Origin of the sequence: Mesomycoplasma ovipneumoniae SC01 (assembly GCF_000218525.1) — a bacterium.
GTDB lineage: Bacteria > Bacillota_I > Bacilli_A > Mycoplasmatales > Metamycoplasmataceae > Mesomycoplasma > Mesomycoplasma ovipneumoniae_A.
Window position 1 is genome coordinate 21650 of record NZ_AFHO01000001.1, and the last position, 16123, is coordinate 37772.

At 28.8% G+C, this 16123-nt stretch carries 13 protein-coding genes; 12 read left to right on the plus strand and 1 reads right to left on the minus strand.

Going from position 1 to position 16123, the window contains the following annotated elements; all coding sequences use genetic code 4:
• The first annotated feature begins 4 nt into the window (after nt 1–4).
• Genes MOSC01_RS04040 through MOSC01_RS0100095 form a run of 3 tightly spaced genes read left to right on the plus strand, consistent with a single transcriptional unit; the run spans nt 5 to nt 3168 of the window.
• Nucleotides 5–1993, plus strand: coding sequence for a fructose-specific PTS transporter subunit EIIC (locus MOSC01_RS04040; protein WP_010320797.1), 1989 nt, complete (start codon nt 5–7; stop codon nt 1991–1993).
• Nucleotides 1993–2262 carry a hypothetical protein gene (locus MOSC01_RS0100090; protein WP_010320798.1) on the plus strand — a complete coding sequence of 90 codons (270 nt, stop codon included), beginning with the start codon at nt 1993–1995 and terminating at the stop codon, nt 2260–2262. The genes MOSC01_RS04040 and MOSC01_RS0100090 overlap by 1 nt, the downstream gene beginning before the upstream one ends.
• Nucleotides 2263–3168, plus strand: coding sequence for a type I phosphomannose isomerase catalytic subunit (locus MOSC01_RS0100095; RefSeq protein WP_010320799.1), 906 nt, complete (start codon nt 2263–2265; stop codon nt 3166–3168).
• 677 nt (nt 3169–3845) lie between these two features.
• On the opposite strand, the gene MOSC01_RS0100110 is transcribed toward MOSC01_RS0100095, so the two are convergent.
• A complete protein-coding gene (locus MOSC01_RS0100110; protein ID WP_010320801.1) occupies nt 3846–4475 on the minus strand; it encodes a hypothetical protein in 630 nt (209 codons plus the stop codon).
• 412 nt (nt 4476–4887) lie between these two features.
• Between MOSC01_RS0100110 and MOSC01_RS0100115 the strand changes: the two genes are divergently transcribed.
• From MOSC01_RS0100115 to MOSC01_RS04795, 9 genes are all read left to right on the plus strand, one after another.
• Nucleotides 4888–5952 carry a hypothetical protein gene (locus MOSC01_RS0100115; RefSeq protein WP_010320802.1) on the plus strand — a complete coding sequence of 355 codons (1065 nt, stop codon included), beginning with the start codon at nt 4888–4890 and terminating at the stop codon, nt 5950–5952.
• A 69-nt stretch (nt 5953–6021) separates the two neighbouring features.
• Nucleotides 6022–6669 carry a LemA family protein gene (locus MOSC01_RS0100120; RefSeq protein WP_010320803.1) on the plus strand — a complete coding sequence of 216 codons (648 nt, stop codon included), beginning with the start codon at nt 6022–6024 and terminating at the stop codon, nt 6667–6669.
• Nucleotides 6670–7078: 409 nt separating this feature from the next.
• Complete coding sequence (locus MOSC01_RS0100125) at nt 7079–8143, plus strand: hypothetical protein (protein ID WP_010320804.1); 1065 nt, start codon at nt 7079–7081, stop codon at nt 8141–8143.
• Between the two features lie 136 nt (nt 8144–8279).
• On the plus strand, nt 8280–9359 hold the full coding sequence (locus MOSC01_RS0100130; RefSeq protein ID WP_010320805.1) for a DUF3137 domain-containing protein: 1080 nt from the start codon (nt 8280–8282) through the stop codon (nt 9357–9359).
• 1011 nt (nt 9360–10370) lie between these two features.
• The gene (gene efp, locus MOSC01_RS0100145) at nt 10371–10934 is read left to right on the plus strand and encodes an elongation factor P (RefSeq protein WP_010320807.1); all 564 of its coding nucleotides are present in this window, start codon (nt 10371–10373) and stop codon (nt 10932–10934) included.
• Between the two features lies 1 nt (nt 10935).
• Nucleotides 10936–12855 (plus strand): transketolase, encoded by a 1920-nt coding sequence (locus MOSC01_RS0100150; protein ID WP_010320808.1) that lies wholly within the window; start codon nt 10936–10938, stop codon nt 12853–12855.
• A gap of 300 nt (nt 12856–13155) precedes the next feature.
• On the plus strand, nt 13156–14061 hold the full coding sequence (locus MOSC01_RS0100160) for a hypothetical protein (protein ID WP_010320810.1): 906 nt from the start codon (nt 13156–13158) through the stop codon (nt 14059–14061).
• Between the two features lie 296 nt (nt 14062–14357).
• Nucleotides 14358–14993: a hypothetical protein gene (locus MOSC01_RS0100165; RefSeq protein WP_237700245.1), complete on the plus strand. Its 636-nt coding sequence runs from the start codon at nt 14358–14360 to the stop codon at nt 14991–14993.
• A 469-nt stretch (nt 14994–15462) separates the two neighbouring features.
• A complete protein-coding gene (locus tag MOSC01_RS04795; RefSeq protein WP_237700246.1) occupies nt 15463–16026 on the plus strand; it encodes a hypothetical protein in 564 nt (187 codons plus the stop codon).
• The last annotated feature ends 97 nt before the right edge of the window (nt 16027–16123 follow it).

The window sequence follows — 16123 nt, forward strand, 5'->3', positions numbered from 1 at the left end:
TTTTATGAGTATTTTTTCAAAAGATTTTATTTTTTTAGACCAAGATCTTAATTCAAAAGAAGAAGTTTTTGAATTTATTGCTCAAAAAGCAGTAGACCTTGGAATTGGAACTGAAAAAAATAAAATCTTTGACGATCTTTTGGCTCGTGAGAATGAAATTTCTACCGGACTTGAGTCAAATTTTGCAATCCCTCATGCTCAAAGTAGTGCTATTGAAAAGCCAGCGCTACTGTTTTTAAGTCTAAAATCTGGGCTTGATTGACAAAATTTCGATGATTCTAAGGCAAAATTTATTTTCTGTATTTTGCTGCCAAAGTCTGGTTTTGAACAAAATCAAGTCGAAATTCTGGCAAAAGTTGCACGAATTATTCTTAATCCCGAAATTAAAGAAATAATTTTATCTAAAGACGAAAATGTTATTTTTGATAACATTTCAAAGTTTATTTTTGAAAAAGACCAAGTGGAAAATCACGAGACAAATTCCCAAAAAATTCCCATAAATGCAAAAAAAGTTGTTGGAATCACATCTTGTACTGTTGGAATTGCTCACACTTATTTAGCCGCTGAAAAATTAGAAATGGGACTAAAACAAAATGGCTATATTCCCAAAATTGAAACTCGCGGATCAGTTGGGCCTAAAAATGTTTTAACAAAAGAAGATATTGATCAAGCCGAATTTGTCATAGTTGCCAGCGATCTTGAAATTGACAGTTCAATTTTTGACCAAAAAAAGGTCTATTTTACAAGCACTAAAGCCGCAATCCATGAAACTGAAAGTGTAATTCAAAAAGCAAAAAAAGCACCAATTTTGCATAATAAACAAAAAAAACAAACCCAAAATCAAGAAAATCGAACTAGCGTTGTTAAACATATTATCACCGGAATTTCCTACATGATTCCTTATGTTGTTTTTGGTGGAATTATGATCGCCCTTTCGTTAGGAATTGGAAAAGCAATTTATGGTAATGCTAATGAAGCACCAAAAGGTGATTTTCTTTGATGAATGCTCCAAATTGGGGTAATTGCCTTTAAATTAATGATCGGTGTTTTAGGAGGCTACATTGCCTACTCAATTGCCGGACGGGCCGCACTTGCGCCAGGATTTATTGTTGCAACTGTCGGTAATTCGGCCGATTTATTCTATGGAATTGGCGGAATTTCTGTTCAGACACCGATGGGATTTATTGGCGCGGTAATTTTTGGAATTCTTGTTGGTTACAGTGTTAAATTCATTAACTCACTAAAAATCCAAAAATCTTTAAGTGCAATTTTACCAATTTTTGTAATTCCAATTGGGGTCAGTCTATTTTGATCTTTAGTTGTAATTTTCTTAATTGGCGCTCCTATTGGTTGAGTGCTTGACAAATTAATCGCTGGATTAAAACATGTTTTTGAAAACAAAGACGGAATTGGTGTTGGTGTTGCCTTTCTTCTAGGTCTTTTACTTGGCGGAATGGCCGGATTTGACATGGGTGGCCCAGTAAATAAGGTTGCTTTTTTAACTTCAACAGCACTTGTTTCAACTCAAGTTTATGAACCAATGGGAATGATGGCAGCTGCAATACCGGTTGCACCAATTGGAATGGGAATCACAACCTTAATTTGACGTAGAAAATTTACAAAAGAAGAAAAATCACTCGGACTTTCAGCTATAATTATGGGATTTATTGGAATTTCTGAAGGTGCTATTCCTTTTGCAATCGCTGATCCAAAACGGGTAATTAGTGCTAATGTTATTGGTTCAGCAGTTGCTGGTGGACTTGCTGGAGTTCTTGCAGTTACAAATCAAGCCGGACATGGGGGACCAATTGTTGCAATTCTTGGTGCTGTTGGTTCAATAAAACACGGAATCGGTCTTGGAATTGCCTTTTTCTTCTTGTCAGTTATTGTCGGAAGTTTTACTACTGCGCTAATTTATGGATTTTGAAAAGATCGCAACTTTAATATTTTTAGCAATTTAGCACGAAAAAATCACAAAAAAGGAGTTAAATAATGAAAATTAAGAAAATAGATAATAAAAAACTGTTTTATATTGTGATTTTTTTGGCCTTAGCTGTCCTTATTTTTGGAATTATCCTTATTAGTTTAAATATTTCGGCTCACCAAGAATTTATTAGCGCAACAATTGCCAAAAAAGAAGCGCTACCAAGTCAAGGTTTTGTTTATGGCGTATTTTTACTAGTTATGGGAATTTTAGGACTTATTTTATCAGCATTTATCGGAAATGATGTTTTTAACAAAAAATTAGGTCAGTCTAATTAAATGAAAGATTATTTTGTTTTTGTTGAACCATACCAAAAAAATACTTTATGAGCTGGGCAAAATTTACAAAATCAGCTAAAATCTAGTCAAAAAATTGGCGAACTTTGACTAATTTCAGCACAAAAACACGGTCTTTCACGTGTCAATGGGCAAAATTTTGACGAATTTTTTGCCCAAAACCCACAATTTTTTGGCTTTTATCCACATAAAACTTACCCAAATCTTCATAAAATTATTGATGCCGGGCAAAAACTGAGTCTCCAAGTTCATCCTGATAATAAAATAGCAAAAAAATTAAATTCTTTTGGCAAAGACGAGGCTTGATTTGTGCTAAACAAAGGCGATGATCCTTTTATAATTGGCGCAAAATCAAACGATTTTGCTGAGAAAATTACAGAAATTAACAACGAAAATATCGACAAACATTGTAATTTTTCTGATCTTGAAAAAAATGATTTTGCCTATATTAGTGCCGGACTTATTCATTCTATTCCTCAAGGCGCCCTTGTTTATGAAATTCAGCAAAATTCAGACTTAACTTTTCGAATTTTTGACTTTGATCGACTTGACTCTAACGGGCAAAAAAGAGAACTTCATTTTGAACTTGCAAAAGCCGCAATAAAACCAAAATTAAGTCCAAAAATTATTCATGACAACAAAAAAACTCAACAATCCTTAGTTAAAAATAAATTTTTTAACCTTGAAAAAGTAAAAATTAGCCAAAAATTTTTACTTTTGCCCCAAAATGATGTTTTTTGGTACGAAATTATTATAATTTCTGGTCATGGAAAAATTAATGATGTTACTTTTAAGCCATTTGATGCCATATTAATATCAGGGCAAATTGAAAAACCAATTGAATTTCAAGCAGAAAATGCACTAATTTTAATAAACAAAATAATTTAATTTTTCTTGTTTTCCCCGAGTTTCCAAGTTTGATGAGATAATCTTAAAAAAGTGTCCTAGTTTATTATTTTGGGCACTTTTTTAACTTTTTCGGCAAAAGTTAATTACCTATTTTAAAACACTGGCAAAAATCAATTTATGGATAAAACAACAAAAATCATAAAAAAAATACAACTACTATTTAAACTCAATGTAAAAACAAAACTCGTTTTTACTTACACTGAACCTAAAAAAATATATGAAGTTTTGAAAGAACAATAATTAAAAGCCTTAAATTTGTAGATTTCTAAACGGGTAAATTTAAGACAATCCATTATATTTAAAAACATAATGGAAAAATTCGCATTATCTTATTTTAATACGACAAAAAACATAACCAATTCCCCCTTAATTCAATATCAAAAATTTATTAATTATTCTTAAGTGATATCTATTATAACATAATTTTATTTTAAACCAAGCATTTTTTTTTTTTTTTTGCAAGGGTTAATTTTAAAATAATAAAAAATTAAGATTTTAGGTCAAAACCACGGATTTACAGCTATTTTTGCATATTTACATTCGCTAAAAAGTGAATTTTTGCCATCAAACTGTCAAACTCAGGATTTAATTTTCCTTGTTTTTTGCAAAAATAAAAACCGCTAAATGCGGTCTTTATTTTGAAAAACTTTGAAATTTTACTCAATTGCTTGAAAAGTATCTCTACTATTTTCAACATGTTCTGGTTTAAAAACAATTTTTTCTGAACCATCATCTTTTCAGAAAATAAATGTGTAAAATTTACCTTTTTCTAGTTTTTGATCTTGCTCATCTCATTTAAAAATTAAAGGAAATTCAATATTATCACCTTCAATTGCGGTTGTACGAGCGACCTTAACTTTTAAAGGATCAACTAAAGTGTTGTCAGTTAATGATTTTACCTCACTAGCATATGCACTTCATTTTCCTGTAACGCCTTTTACCGGTGAGTGGTGTAATTGGAAACGGAAAACACCTTCACTATTTAGCCTATTTTCACTTCTTGCAGCTGGAAATAATAAGGTTCGAATTTTGACATTATCTTTTTTTGGAATATTAAATGGAGCAGAATGAAAGTCGATTGTTTGGTTAGTTTTTCTGGTTGTTGTTTCTTTTTGAGTGTCCATTTTTACGGGTTTATTTTTATCTTCTTGACTAGATTGGGAACCTTTTTTAGTTTCAGGTGCTGTTTGGTTATTATGTTGGCATGATAAGACAATAAAAACTGGCAGTACAGAAGCTATTGGAAGAAGCCTTAATTTTGCAATTTTTTTTATATTTTTGAACATTTTTTTCCTTTTTTGATCGGTTTTTTATTTTTTTGCGTCGAAAAACAAAGAATTTAAATAAAGCAATAATGTTTTACAGATACTTTAACTTAAATTTAAAAATACTATATTATACTATTAATTTTTAAATTATTAATGCTAAAGTGCAAAAAAATTTTATAATTTTGGATTTTAAAAATTTACATGGTATATTTTATTGTAAAATCAAAGGAAAAAGTGCAATAATTACTAATAAATTACTAGAAAAAATTGATAAAAGTGGTAAAATCAAAACCATAGATAAAAACTAGCTGTCGGAATTTTTCACTAAATTAGCCACTTTTTTAGCTATTTTTATTGGAAAATAACTAAAAAAGTGGATTAAAAAAGTTTTTTATAATAATTCCTTTTAAAATTGAACCAAGGAGTAAAAATGAAAATAATAAATGATTATTTTAAATTTGAAGACTATAAAAACAAAGCAAAAGAGGAATTTCGGCCTAAATTAGACGAAATTATCAAAAAAAAGCATTCAAAAACTCTTGAAAAGCTTGCTGGAATACAAAGTGTGACAAAAACACTTAATATTGTCTCGTCAATTTCATTCGTTTTAACTATGATTGCTATGTTTGTTGCTCTCAATTACGATCTAGGGATTGGAGGCATCATTTTAGCAGTTATTCCGGGAATAGTTGCAATTGCTTCTACTTTTTATTTAGGAGTCAAAAAAAGGGAAATTAGGAAAATCACCGATGAAGTTTCAAAAGACGTCCTAGAAAGTTTTAAGCCAGAAGTTGCTTACAAAGCTGCCTATTCAATTTTAGATAAAGGAATGGATTATTTAGGTTTTAATGACCAACCTAGTAAGAACATTCAAATTTCAAAAAATGAAATTAGCAGTCTTACTCCTGTAGAAATCATTGGCTCATCAAAGGCTTGAATTAGTGAGGTTAGACCTTTGAAAGAATTATTAATTGATGAAAAATTCCACGTTAGTTTTACAAATGTCCGCTGACAATGAAAAGAATGAAGAAACAAAGAAACTGTGATAAGGGAAAGTTTTACTGGAATTTTAAAGATTGATACTTCAATTTTAGGTGAAAAGGCATTTGACTTTAAACTTTTAAAACCAAGCGGCTGATTTTCTCAAAAAGACAAAATCAAACTTGAAAATGAGGAATTTAACGAGGTTTTTAATCCAGAATCAAACGACAGATTCAAAATCAGAAAAATGTATACACCACTTGCGATGGAACTTTCACTAAAAAGATATTTTGACCGTGAAGGTGTTAAAGTTATGGATGTTACCATTGAATCTTCAGGTGATGCTATCTATTTTACTTACAAATGCGACTGAAATTTTATGTATGTTGATTTTCCAACATCAATAAAAACCCCTGATGACTTTATTAATCACATTTTCAAGGATTTTTTGCTTGACACTTACAGTTTATATTATCTTTTGTGTCTTATTTACGTTACTTTGTATTTGGATTAGTGAAAAACGTGATGTTTTTCAAAAAAATATGGTATAATTTGTAATTTAATTAATATTTAAAGGAAAAAAATGTCAAATTTATACAACCCTAAAAATGCTGGAAATATCGAAGGATTTGAACCTCGAATTGATAATGACTCCAAAAAACCGGTTGTTTCAACAGCGGCTAAAGTTGCATTTTGAACTTTGGGGACTTTGTTTTTATTTATTGGCCCAATTTATTACATTTCGCAAAAAAATAATTTTATGCGTCAACAGAATTCAATCAATGAATCAGCAGGTACAATCGAGGTTCAACTTGAGCAACGTAGTGCAACTTTATTGAAATTAGCTGACCAAGTTCGCTCCTATCGTGAATATGAAAAATCAATTTTAAGCGATATTACAAGATTGCGAAGTTTAAAATCAAACATAGAAAATGCTCAAGAAATTGAAAATTTAAACAACTCATTATTTGGTAGACTTATTGCAGTAAGTGAAAATTACCCAGAATTGCAAGCATCAAAAATTTATCAAGAATTAATTGAGCAAACCTCCTATTTAGAAAGAGAATTAGCGGCTGCAAGACGACTTTATAATAGCAATGTTAATTCTTTTAACACCGAAATTTTTGTCTTTCCTTCTTCAATTGTTGCATCTTCGATGAATTTAACAACCTACCCAATGTTTAGCACAAGTAACCAAAATCGTCAAGATGTATCATTTAAAGATTTTTAATTTCTTATTAAAAATCAACCACTGCAAAAAAACTCCTATAAACAGACATAATTTCTCAATAGATTTACAATTCAAACAATAAAAATTTAAAAAATACACTTTTAGACAAATAATATCCTTTTAAATCTAAGAAATATTTGCTTAAATTAATTCTTCAGATTTTTTGAGATTATTTGTCTTATTTTTTTATTATTAATATAAGTTAGATTAGTCCACTAATTTTGAGTTAGACAAACTGATAATAAACCGCATTTGAAAAGTCTAAAAAAACTTTGACTTTATAAGCAAAAAATAAAAAAAACCTTGTAGTTTATAGCGCTTTTTAGCTATTTTTATTGAAAAATAATTAAAAAGTGAAAAAAAAGAGTATTTTTATATAATTCCTTTTAAAATTGATCAAGGAGTAAAAATGAAAATAATAAGTGATTATTTTAAATTTGAAGACTATAAAAACAAGGCAAAAGAGGAATTTCACCCCAAATTAGACGAAATTATCAAGAAAAAACATTCAAAGACTGTTGAAAAGCTTGCTGGATTACAAAGTGTGGCAAAAACACTTAATATTGTCTTGTCAATTTCATCCGTTTTAACTACGATTGCTATTATTGTTCATCTCATTTACCATAAAAATTTTACTGGCGTCATTTTAGTAGCTATTCCTGGAATAATTGCAATTGCTTCTACTTCTTACTTACGAGTCAAAAAAAAGCAAATTAGGTCAATCACCGATGAAATTTCAAAAGACCTCGTAGATAGTTTTAAGCCAGAAGTTGCTTACAAAGCTGCCTTTTCAATTTTAGATAAAGGAATGGATTATTTAGGTTTTAATGACCAAATTAACAACAACATTCTAATTTCAAGAAATGAAATTAGCGATCTTACTCCTGTTGAAATCATTGGCTCATCAAAGGCTTGAATTAGTGAAGTTAGGCCTCTGAAGGAATTATTAATTGATGAAAAATTCCATGTTAGTTTTACAAATGTCCACTGACAATGAGAAGAAAGAAAAAACAAAGAAACTGTGACAAGAGAAAGTTTTACTGGAATTTTAAAAATTGATACTTCAATTTTGGGTGAAAAGGCATTTGATTTTAAACTTCTAAAACCAAGGGGTTGATTTTCTCAAAAAGACAAAATCAAACTTGAAAACGAAGAATTTAACCAGATTTTTAATCCAGAATCAAATGACAGATTGAAAATCAGAAAAATGTATACACCTCTTGCAATGGAACTTTCATTAAAAAGATATTTTGACCGTGATGGCGTTAAAGTTTTGGATGTTACCATTGAGTCTTCGGGAAATGCGATCTATTTTACTTACAAATGTGACTGAAATTTTATGTATGTTGATTTTCCAACATACATAAAAACCCCTGATGACTTTATTAATCACATTTTCAACGATTTTTTACTTGACACTTACAGTTTGTATTATCTTTTGTCTCTTATTTACGCTACTTTGTATTTGGAGTAGTTAAAAACATAATATTCTCAAAAAAAGCTTGTAATTTATAGGATTTTTTTAGCTATTTTAATTGGAAAATAACTGAAAAATCATTAAAAAGAGTATTTTTATAATAATTCCTTTTAAAATTGACCAAGGAGTAAAAATGAAAATAATAAGTGATTATTTTAAATTTGAAAACTATAAAAACAAGGCAAAAGAGGAATTTTTTCCCAAATTAGATGAAATTATCAAGAAAAAAAATTCAAGCTCACTTCAAAAAATTGCTGTATTACAAAAAGAGTCGAAAAAACTTATCATTATTTTTTCAATTTCATTATTTTTAACTTTTATTATTATTCTTAGTATTTCCTTGGCCGAAGTTGCATATATTACCTTAATTTTTGCAATTATTCCGGGAATAATTGCTGTTTTGTCTGCTTTTTACTTTTGAATGAAAAAGAAGGAAATTTGATCAATCACAAATGAAATTTCAAAAGACGTCATAGTTAATTTTAGACCAGAAGATGCTTATAAAACTGCCTTTTCAATTTTAGACAAAGGAATGGATTATTTAGGTTTTTATGACCAACTAAACAACAATTTTCTAATTTCAGGAAATGAAGTTAGAAATTTTACTCCTGCAGGAACTATTGGCTCAGCAGATGCTTGAATTAGCGAAGTTAGACCTGTCAAACAATTATTAATTGATAAAAAATTCCTTGTTGCCTTTACAAATGTCCACTGAGAATGAGAAGAAGAAATAGAAGACGAAGATGGAAAAGTTAAAACTGTGATAAGAGACAGTTATACTGGATTTTTAAAAATGGATACTTCGATTTTAGGCGAAAAGGCATTTAATTTTAAAGTTTTAAAAGCAGGCAGCTGGCCTTTTCAAAAAGACAAAGTTAAACTTGAAAACCAATTATTTAACAAGGTTTTTAGGCCAGTATCAAATGATCAATTGAAAATCAGAAAAATCTATACACCGCTTGCAATGGAGCTTTCGCTAAAAAGATATTTTGACCGTAATGGTGTTAAAGTTTCGGATATTTCCATTCAATCTTTTCAAAATTCTATCTATTTTACTTACAGTTGCAACTGAAATTTTATGTATTTTAATTTTCCTAAATCAATAAAAAGCCCTGATCATTTTATTAGTCGAATTTTCAACGATTTTTTGACTGACACTTACAGTTTGTATTATCTTTTGTCTCTTATTTACGCTACTTTGTATTTAGAGTAGTTAAAAACATAATATTTTCAAAAAACCTTGTAATTTATAGAATTTTTTTAATTTTTTTAATTGATTTTTAATTGAAAATATCATTAAAAAATCAATTAAGAAGGTTAAACAGACAAATTTTTTTCCGGTTTTCTAGTCAGGTTTATATTCAACCAAATTTTGAAAAAACACACTTAAAAAGCAAAATTATAAAATATCTAAACACTGGCAAAAATCAATTTATGGATAAAATAACAAAAATCATAAAAAAACTACTATTTAAACTCAATGTAAATAGAAAACTCGTTTTTATTAAATTGAGCCTAAAAAAAACATATGAAGTTTTGAAAGAACAATAATTAAAAGCCATAAATTTGTAGATATCTAAACGGTCAAATTTAAGGCATTCCATCATATTTAAAAATATAATGGATAATTCGCACTGTTTGATTTTATTATGACAAAAAACATAATTAATTCCCCCTTAATTCTAAAATCCAAATTTATTAATTATTCTTAAGGGAGATTCTTTATAGCATAATTTAATTTTAAACCAAGTTTTTTTTTTTTTTTTTTGAAAAGGTTAATTTTAAAATAATAAAAATTAAGATTTTAGACTAAAAAACCCGGATTTACAGGTATTTTTGCATATTTGTATTCACCAAAAAGTGAATTTTTGCCATCAAACTGGGAAACTCAAGAAGAAAACTTTGACTTTATAAGCAAAAAGTAAAAAACCTTGTAATTTACAGCATTTTTTCAATTTTTTTAATTGATTTTTAATTTAAAATATCATTAAAAATCAATTAAAAAGACTAAACAGACAAATTTTTTCCGCTTTTCTAGTCAGGTTTATATTTAGCAAATTTTTTAAAAAATCATACTTAAAAAGAACACAAATTACTAAGCTTGTTTTTACTGTGTTTTTTGCTGTTTTAAATTTAACATACTTTATATTTTTAAATTTAATCACTTTCTAAAATGCAATTTTATGGTATAATTGCTATTATTTCAAGTTTAGGAGGCGGTAAAATGATTAATGTTAATGAATTTCGACCTGGAATCACCTTTGAATTTGAAGGTGAAATTTTTGTCGTAATTTCAGCTCAACATTCAAAACAAGGTCGCGGACAAGCGAACGTAAAAGCAAAAGTTAAAAATCTTCGCTCAGGATCTACCACTATTAAGACATTTTCAGGTGGTGAAAGAGTTCAAAAAGCTCGTATTGACAAAATTACAATGGTTTTTCTTTATAATGAAGGTCAAAATAGTGTTTTGATGGATGATTCTACTTATGAGCAAATTAGTATTGATAATGAAAAAATAGCCTGAGAACTCAATTTTTTATCTGAAGGTGTTAAGGTAAAATTACGTAAATTTAATGATGAAATTTTAGATATTGAACTTCCGCCAAAAATTGAATTAAAAGTTGCCTCAACATTTGATGCCGTAAAAGGAAATACGACAACAAATCCGACAAAAAGAGCAACATTAGAAACTGGTTTTGAAATTGATGTTCCTTTATTTATTAAAGAAGACGAAATTATAGTTGTCTCAACTGAAGAAGGAAAATATGTTTCAAGAGGAGGACAATAAAATGACTAACAACACTAAAATAACTAACGCAGCAGAATTGGAAACAAAAGAAAAAGTTAAGAAATTCAACAAAAAGTTTAAATATCTTGAAGAATTAAGTGTAAATTCCTTAAGAATTCACAGTAACGAAGCAATAAATAAGGCAAATTCTGGCCACCCTGGTGTTGCAATTAGTGCTTCAAAAATGGTTTATGCACTTTTTCGTGATCATATAAATTTTGACATTAATGATCCTAACTGAATTAATCGCGACCGTTTTGTTTTGTCTGCAGGTCATGCATCTTCGCTTTATTATTCACTTTTATATAGTTTAGGCTTACTAAAAAAAGAAGATCTTGAGAATTTTCGGCAAAAAAATTCAAAAACGCCTGGACATCCAGAATACGGCCACACTGTTGGAATTGAAGCAACAACTGGTCCGCTTGGTCAAGGAATCGCAATGGCAGTTGGAATTGCCCTTGCTCAGTCGCATTTAAATGCAAAATTCAAAGAAATTAACCACTACACATATGTAATTTGCGGGGATGGCGACCTTCAGGAGGGAATTTCCTATGAGTCACTTTCACTAGCGGGACACTTAAAACTTAAAAATTTCATTGTTTTGTATGACTCAAATGATATTCAACTTGACTCGCCAGTAAGCGTTGTTTTTAGCGAAAATATGAAACAACGAATTGAATCTCAAGGTTTATTTTACCAATTGGTTCCAAAAGATGATGTAAAATTGATCTCCAGGGCAATTTCTAAGGCAAAAGCTTCCCGAAGACCAAGTTTTATTGAAATCAAAACTATTATTGGCCAAGGTTCAACTAAACAAAATACTACCGAAGTTCACGGTGCTCCACTAGGAAATGACATTGTTAATTTAAAGAAAAATCTTAAATGAAAACACAAAGAAGATTTTTATCTTGATCCAGAAATTAGCGCTCATTGGCAAAAAACACTTGTAAAAAGAACTCAAGCTAAAAAAGAAGCCTTTAAAATTTCTCCAGAACTTGAAGAATTTTTACAAAAAGGTCAAAATATTAATTTGGAAATTGATTTAGACCTTCCTAAAAACCAGGCAACCCGGGCAACATCAGCATTAGTTCTTGATTATATTTCCAAAAATGTTCCTTATTGAATCGGTGGATCAGCTGATTTATCAGTTTCAACAAAAGCAAAAGGTTCAGATGGTTATTTTAGTGACCAAAATTATCAAGGTCGAAACTTAATGTTTGGTGTCCGTGAATTTGCAATGAGTGCAATTGCAAACGGAGTTGCCCTTCATTCAGTTTTACGTCCTTTTGTTTCAACATTTTTTGTGTTTGCTGACTATTTAAAGCCTGCTTTAAGACTCTCATCATTAATGAAATTGCCAGTAACTTACATTTTTACTCACGACTCACTAATGGTTGGCGAAGATGGACCGACCCACCAGCCAATTGAACAACTTGCAATGCTTAGATCAGTTCCTAATTTTGCTGTCTATCGTCCTGGTGATGAAAATGAACTAAAAGGAGCTTACGAACTTGCTCTTGAAAGCAAAGATAAACCTTGTGCAATAATTTTAACTCGTCAAAATATCAAATCATTTGCTGAATCAAAAGATAATTTCAAACTTGGAGCCTACTTAGCTCAAAAAAGCAAATCAAAATGAGCAATTATTGCTACCGGTAGTGAATTAGGACTGGCAAAAGAAGTCGCTCAAGAATTAGACCTAAATTTAATATCCTTATCAAATTGACAAAACACACCAATTTGAGATCCAAATTTTGCAATTTCACTTGAGTTAGCTTCTACTTTTGGCTGAAAAGCACATGCAAAATACAATTTTGGTCATGATACCTTTGGAATGTCAGCCCCAGCAGAACACATTCTTGATGAAATTGGTTTTCGAAGTAAGGATCTTGTTGAAAAAATTAAAAAAATTATTGCCTAATTTTTTAAATTAGCATATTAATTTCAGACACATTCAAAAAGGTGTGTCAAAATGAAACAACACAAATTCACAGTTGAAGATAAAATTAAACACGTCAAAATTGCTGAATTTAAAGGGTTAAAAATCCAAATTTTGCATTTTGCAGAGGATTTTAGACAAGTTTAAACATGTATATGACAATAATTTAATAAGAAAATCAAAGTAAATGGTAAAAAGTTTACAAGTAACATTGATTTGATCAGCCTTTTTAATATAATTATAGTATAATTTTATTTAGCTACAAATTTAAGGAGGCTTTAAATGCTTAAATTATCCAAATTTAAAATTATCCTTGGAATAACAACCTTTACAACAGTTGCTACTTTACCTTTTTTAATATTAAGTATTAATGAAAAAACTGTCGAAAATCATAAAAATATATCTGACATAGCTTTCTCTAAAGCATTAAAATCCGAATCTCTGAATGTTATTTCAGCTTTAAAACAAAAAAATGCCGAGTCCTTTTCTTCCACTAACGAAAATAATGAAGAACAGATTAAGGATTTTTCAAAATTTGAAAAAGATTTTCAAGATTTTATCGATGAAGTTTCACAAAACCCCAATTTGAACTTGGAAAAAATTGCTAAGGAAAAATTACTAAGAGGGGGTGTTACCGCCGATAATATAGAAAAAATATTTGCTTCAAAAAATTCAAAAAATGATAAAATTCAAAATCAAGATTTACTTGTTAAGCCTCAATCCTTTTCTTCTAAGAGCGCTCCCAATTTAAAAATGAAAGAATTTGCGGATAAACTTTGGGGTCAACACGTTCAGACTGCCGTGCTTGCTGCAGTAAATTATGGTCTTGCTGTGGGTTATGGATTAGCTTGAATGTTTCCATCTGCAATAGCTAGCACTATTGCAGGCGGGATCTTAACATGGCTTTCAGTTGAATACAAAAACGCTTATAATTCTCTTGTGTATAACAAAAATTGAAATGCTATTAAAGAAACAAACGTTCAATATGGTCTCAACCTTGTTTCCAGAGGATTGTCGTATGCTAATCTTACATCGCCGCTTTCAGAAATATTGGAACAAATAGGTAAATTAAGAAAAGCACAAGCAGCAGCAACTGCTAGTCTAAATGCGGTAAAATGGGTAAACCCCAAAATTATAATTGTATTATCTGCAATAGATTTTTTTCAAACAATTATTTCCTTAGGTTAATTAATAAGATGAACTTTTGGTCAAGAGCTGAAAAATTTCTAAATCTTAAAATTCCAAAAAAATTTTCAATAATCCCGATTTTATCTAATCTTGTGTATTTTTGACTTTTTTATTATTTAGTTTTTCGGTTTAACCCTAACAAGCAAAAAAGGCATTATTTTTTTCTTATTTTACTTTACTTAATAAGCTACCCCTTTCCTTTTTTTGTGCTTGTTTCAGTACTGAGTTTAAGTCATAATGGTGATTTTTTAAGATTTTTTTATTTGAAAATTTTTAACAAGTATTTTTTAGTACATTTGTTTGAAATAATTACTTACTTATTTTTTTATTTCCCATATTCATATGTTTGTAATTTTTTACAAAAAATATTCCGTTTTTATTTAACAAAAAAAGTAAAACAAAAATTAGGGCAACTAAATCCAGAAAATAAATTCGATTTTTTAACTAACTTTGATTATGATAAATATTATAAATTTGCATGTAAAAGAGAACTTTATTCACGTTACTTTGAACCACAAAATTGATATAACCCTGATCAAAATGTTGAAAATATTATTAAGTCAATGAAGAATTATGGATGATACCGCGAAGGCTATGTAGCCAGATATTATTCTCATATAATCTTGCAAATTTTTTTGTTTAATTCTGAAAATTCAGAATTAAAAATCAATCAAAAAAACTGAAAATATTTTTTAATAATCTATTTCATTTTTACAACAGTACATTTCATATTTTCATGATACTCTATATGGCTGTTTTTTGGATACGTTGTTTGAAGCGAGTCAAATATTGAGGATTTTTATAAAGAACTTTTTGAAAGTACTGTCGTTTTTGTTATGCCATTAATGTTTCTTGGGATGGGTTATGTTTTTATTCCTAGACTTTTTTATTATCCAAAGACATGAGTAACATATTGGCTATTTGAAAGTTAAAAATTACTTTAATTAATTTCAAGCGGCTTAGAAAAGACAAATTATAAATAAATCAATATAGTTTTTAGACTTTTTATATAAATTAGCGCTACTTTATTCAAGGAAATTTAAAATGCATTTTTGATCAAGGGTTGAAAAATTTCTAAATCTTAAAATACCAAAAAAATTTTCAATAATCCCGTTTTTGTCTAATCTTGTGTATTTTTGGCTTTTTTATTATTTAGTTTTTCGGTTGAACCCTAACAAGCAAAGAAGACATTATTTTTTTCTTGTTTTACTTTGCCTAATAACTTACCCGTTTCCTTTTTTTGTGCTTGTTTCAGTACTGATTTTAAGTCATAATGTTGATTTTTTAAGATTTTTTTATTTGAAAATTTTCAACACGTATTTTTTAGCGCATTTGTTTGAAATAATTACTTACTTAATTTTTTATTTCCCATATTCATATGTTTGTAGTTTTTTACAAAAAATGTTCCGTTTTTATTTAACAAAAAAAGTAAAACAAAAATTAGGCCAACTTAATCCAGAAAATAAATTCGATTTTTTAACTAACTTTGATTATGATAAATATTATAAATTTGCGTGTCAGAGAAAACTTTATGATTATTATTTTGAGCAGACAAATTGATATAAACCTGATGAAAATGTTGAAAATATTATTAAATCAATACACACTCATGACTGATTTCAAGGCTATGTAGCCAGATATTATTCTCATATAATCTTACAAGTTTTTTTGTTTAATTCTGAAAATTCAGAATTAAAAATCAATCAAAAAAAATGAAAATATTTTTTAATAATCTATTTTATTTTTACAACACTACATTTCATATTTTCATGAGTCTCTATATGAGTGTTTTTTGGCCATGCTCTTTGAAGCAAGTCAAATACTGAGGATCTTTATAAAGGGCTTTTTGAAAGTAATGCTATTTTTCTTATACCATTAATGTTTCTTGGGATAGGTTATAGTCTTATTCCTAGACTTTTTTATTATCCAAAGACGTGAGTAACATATTGACTATTTGAAAGTTAAAAATTACTTTAATTAATTTCAAGCGGCTTAGAAAAGACAAATTATAAATAAATCAATATAGTTTTTAGACTTTTTATATAAATTAGCACTACTTTAT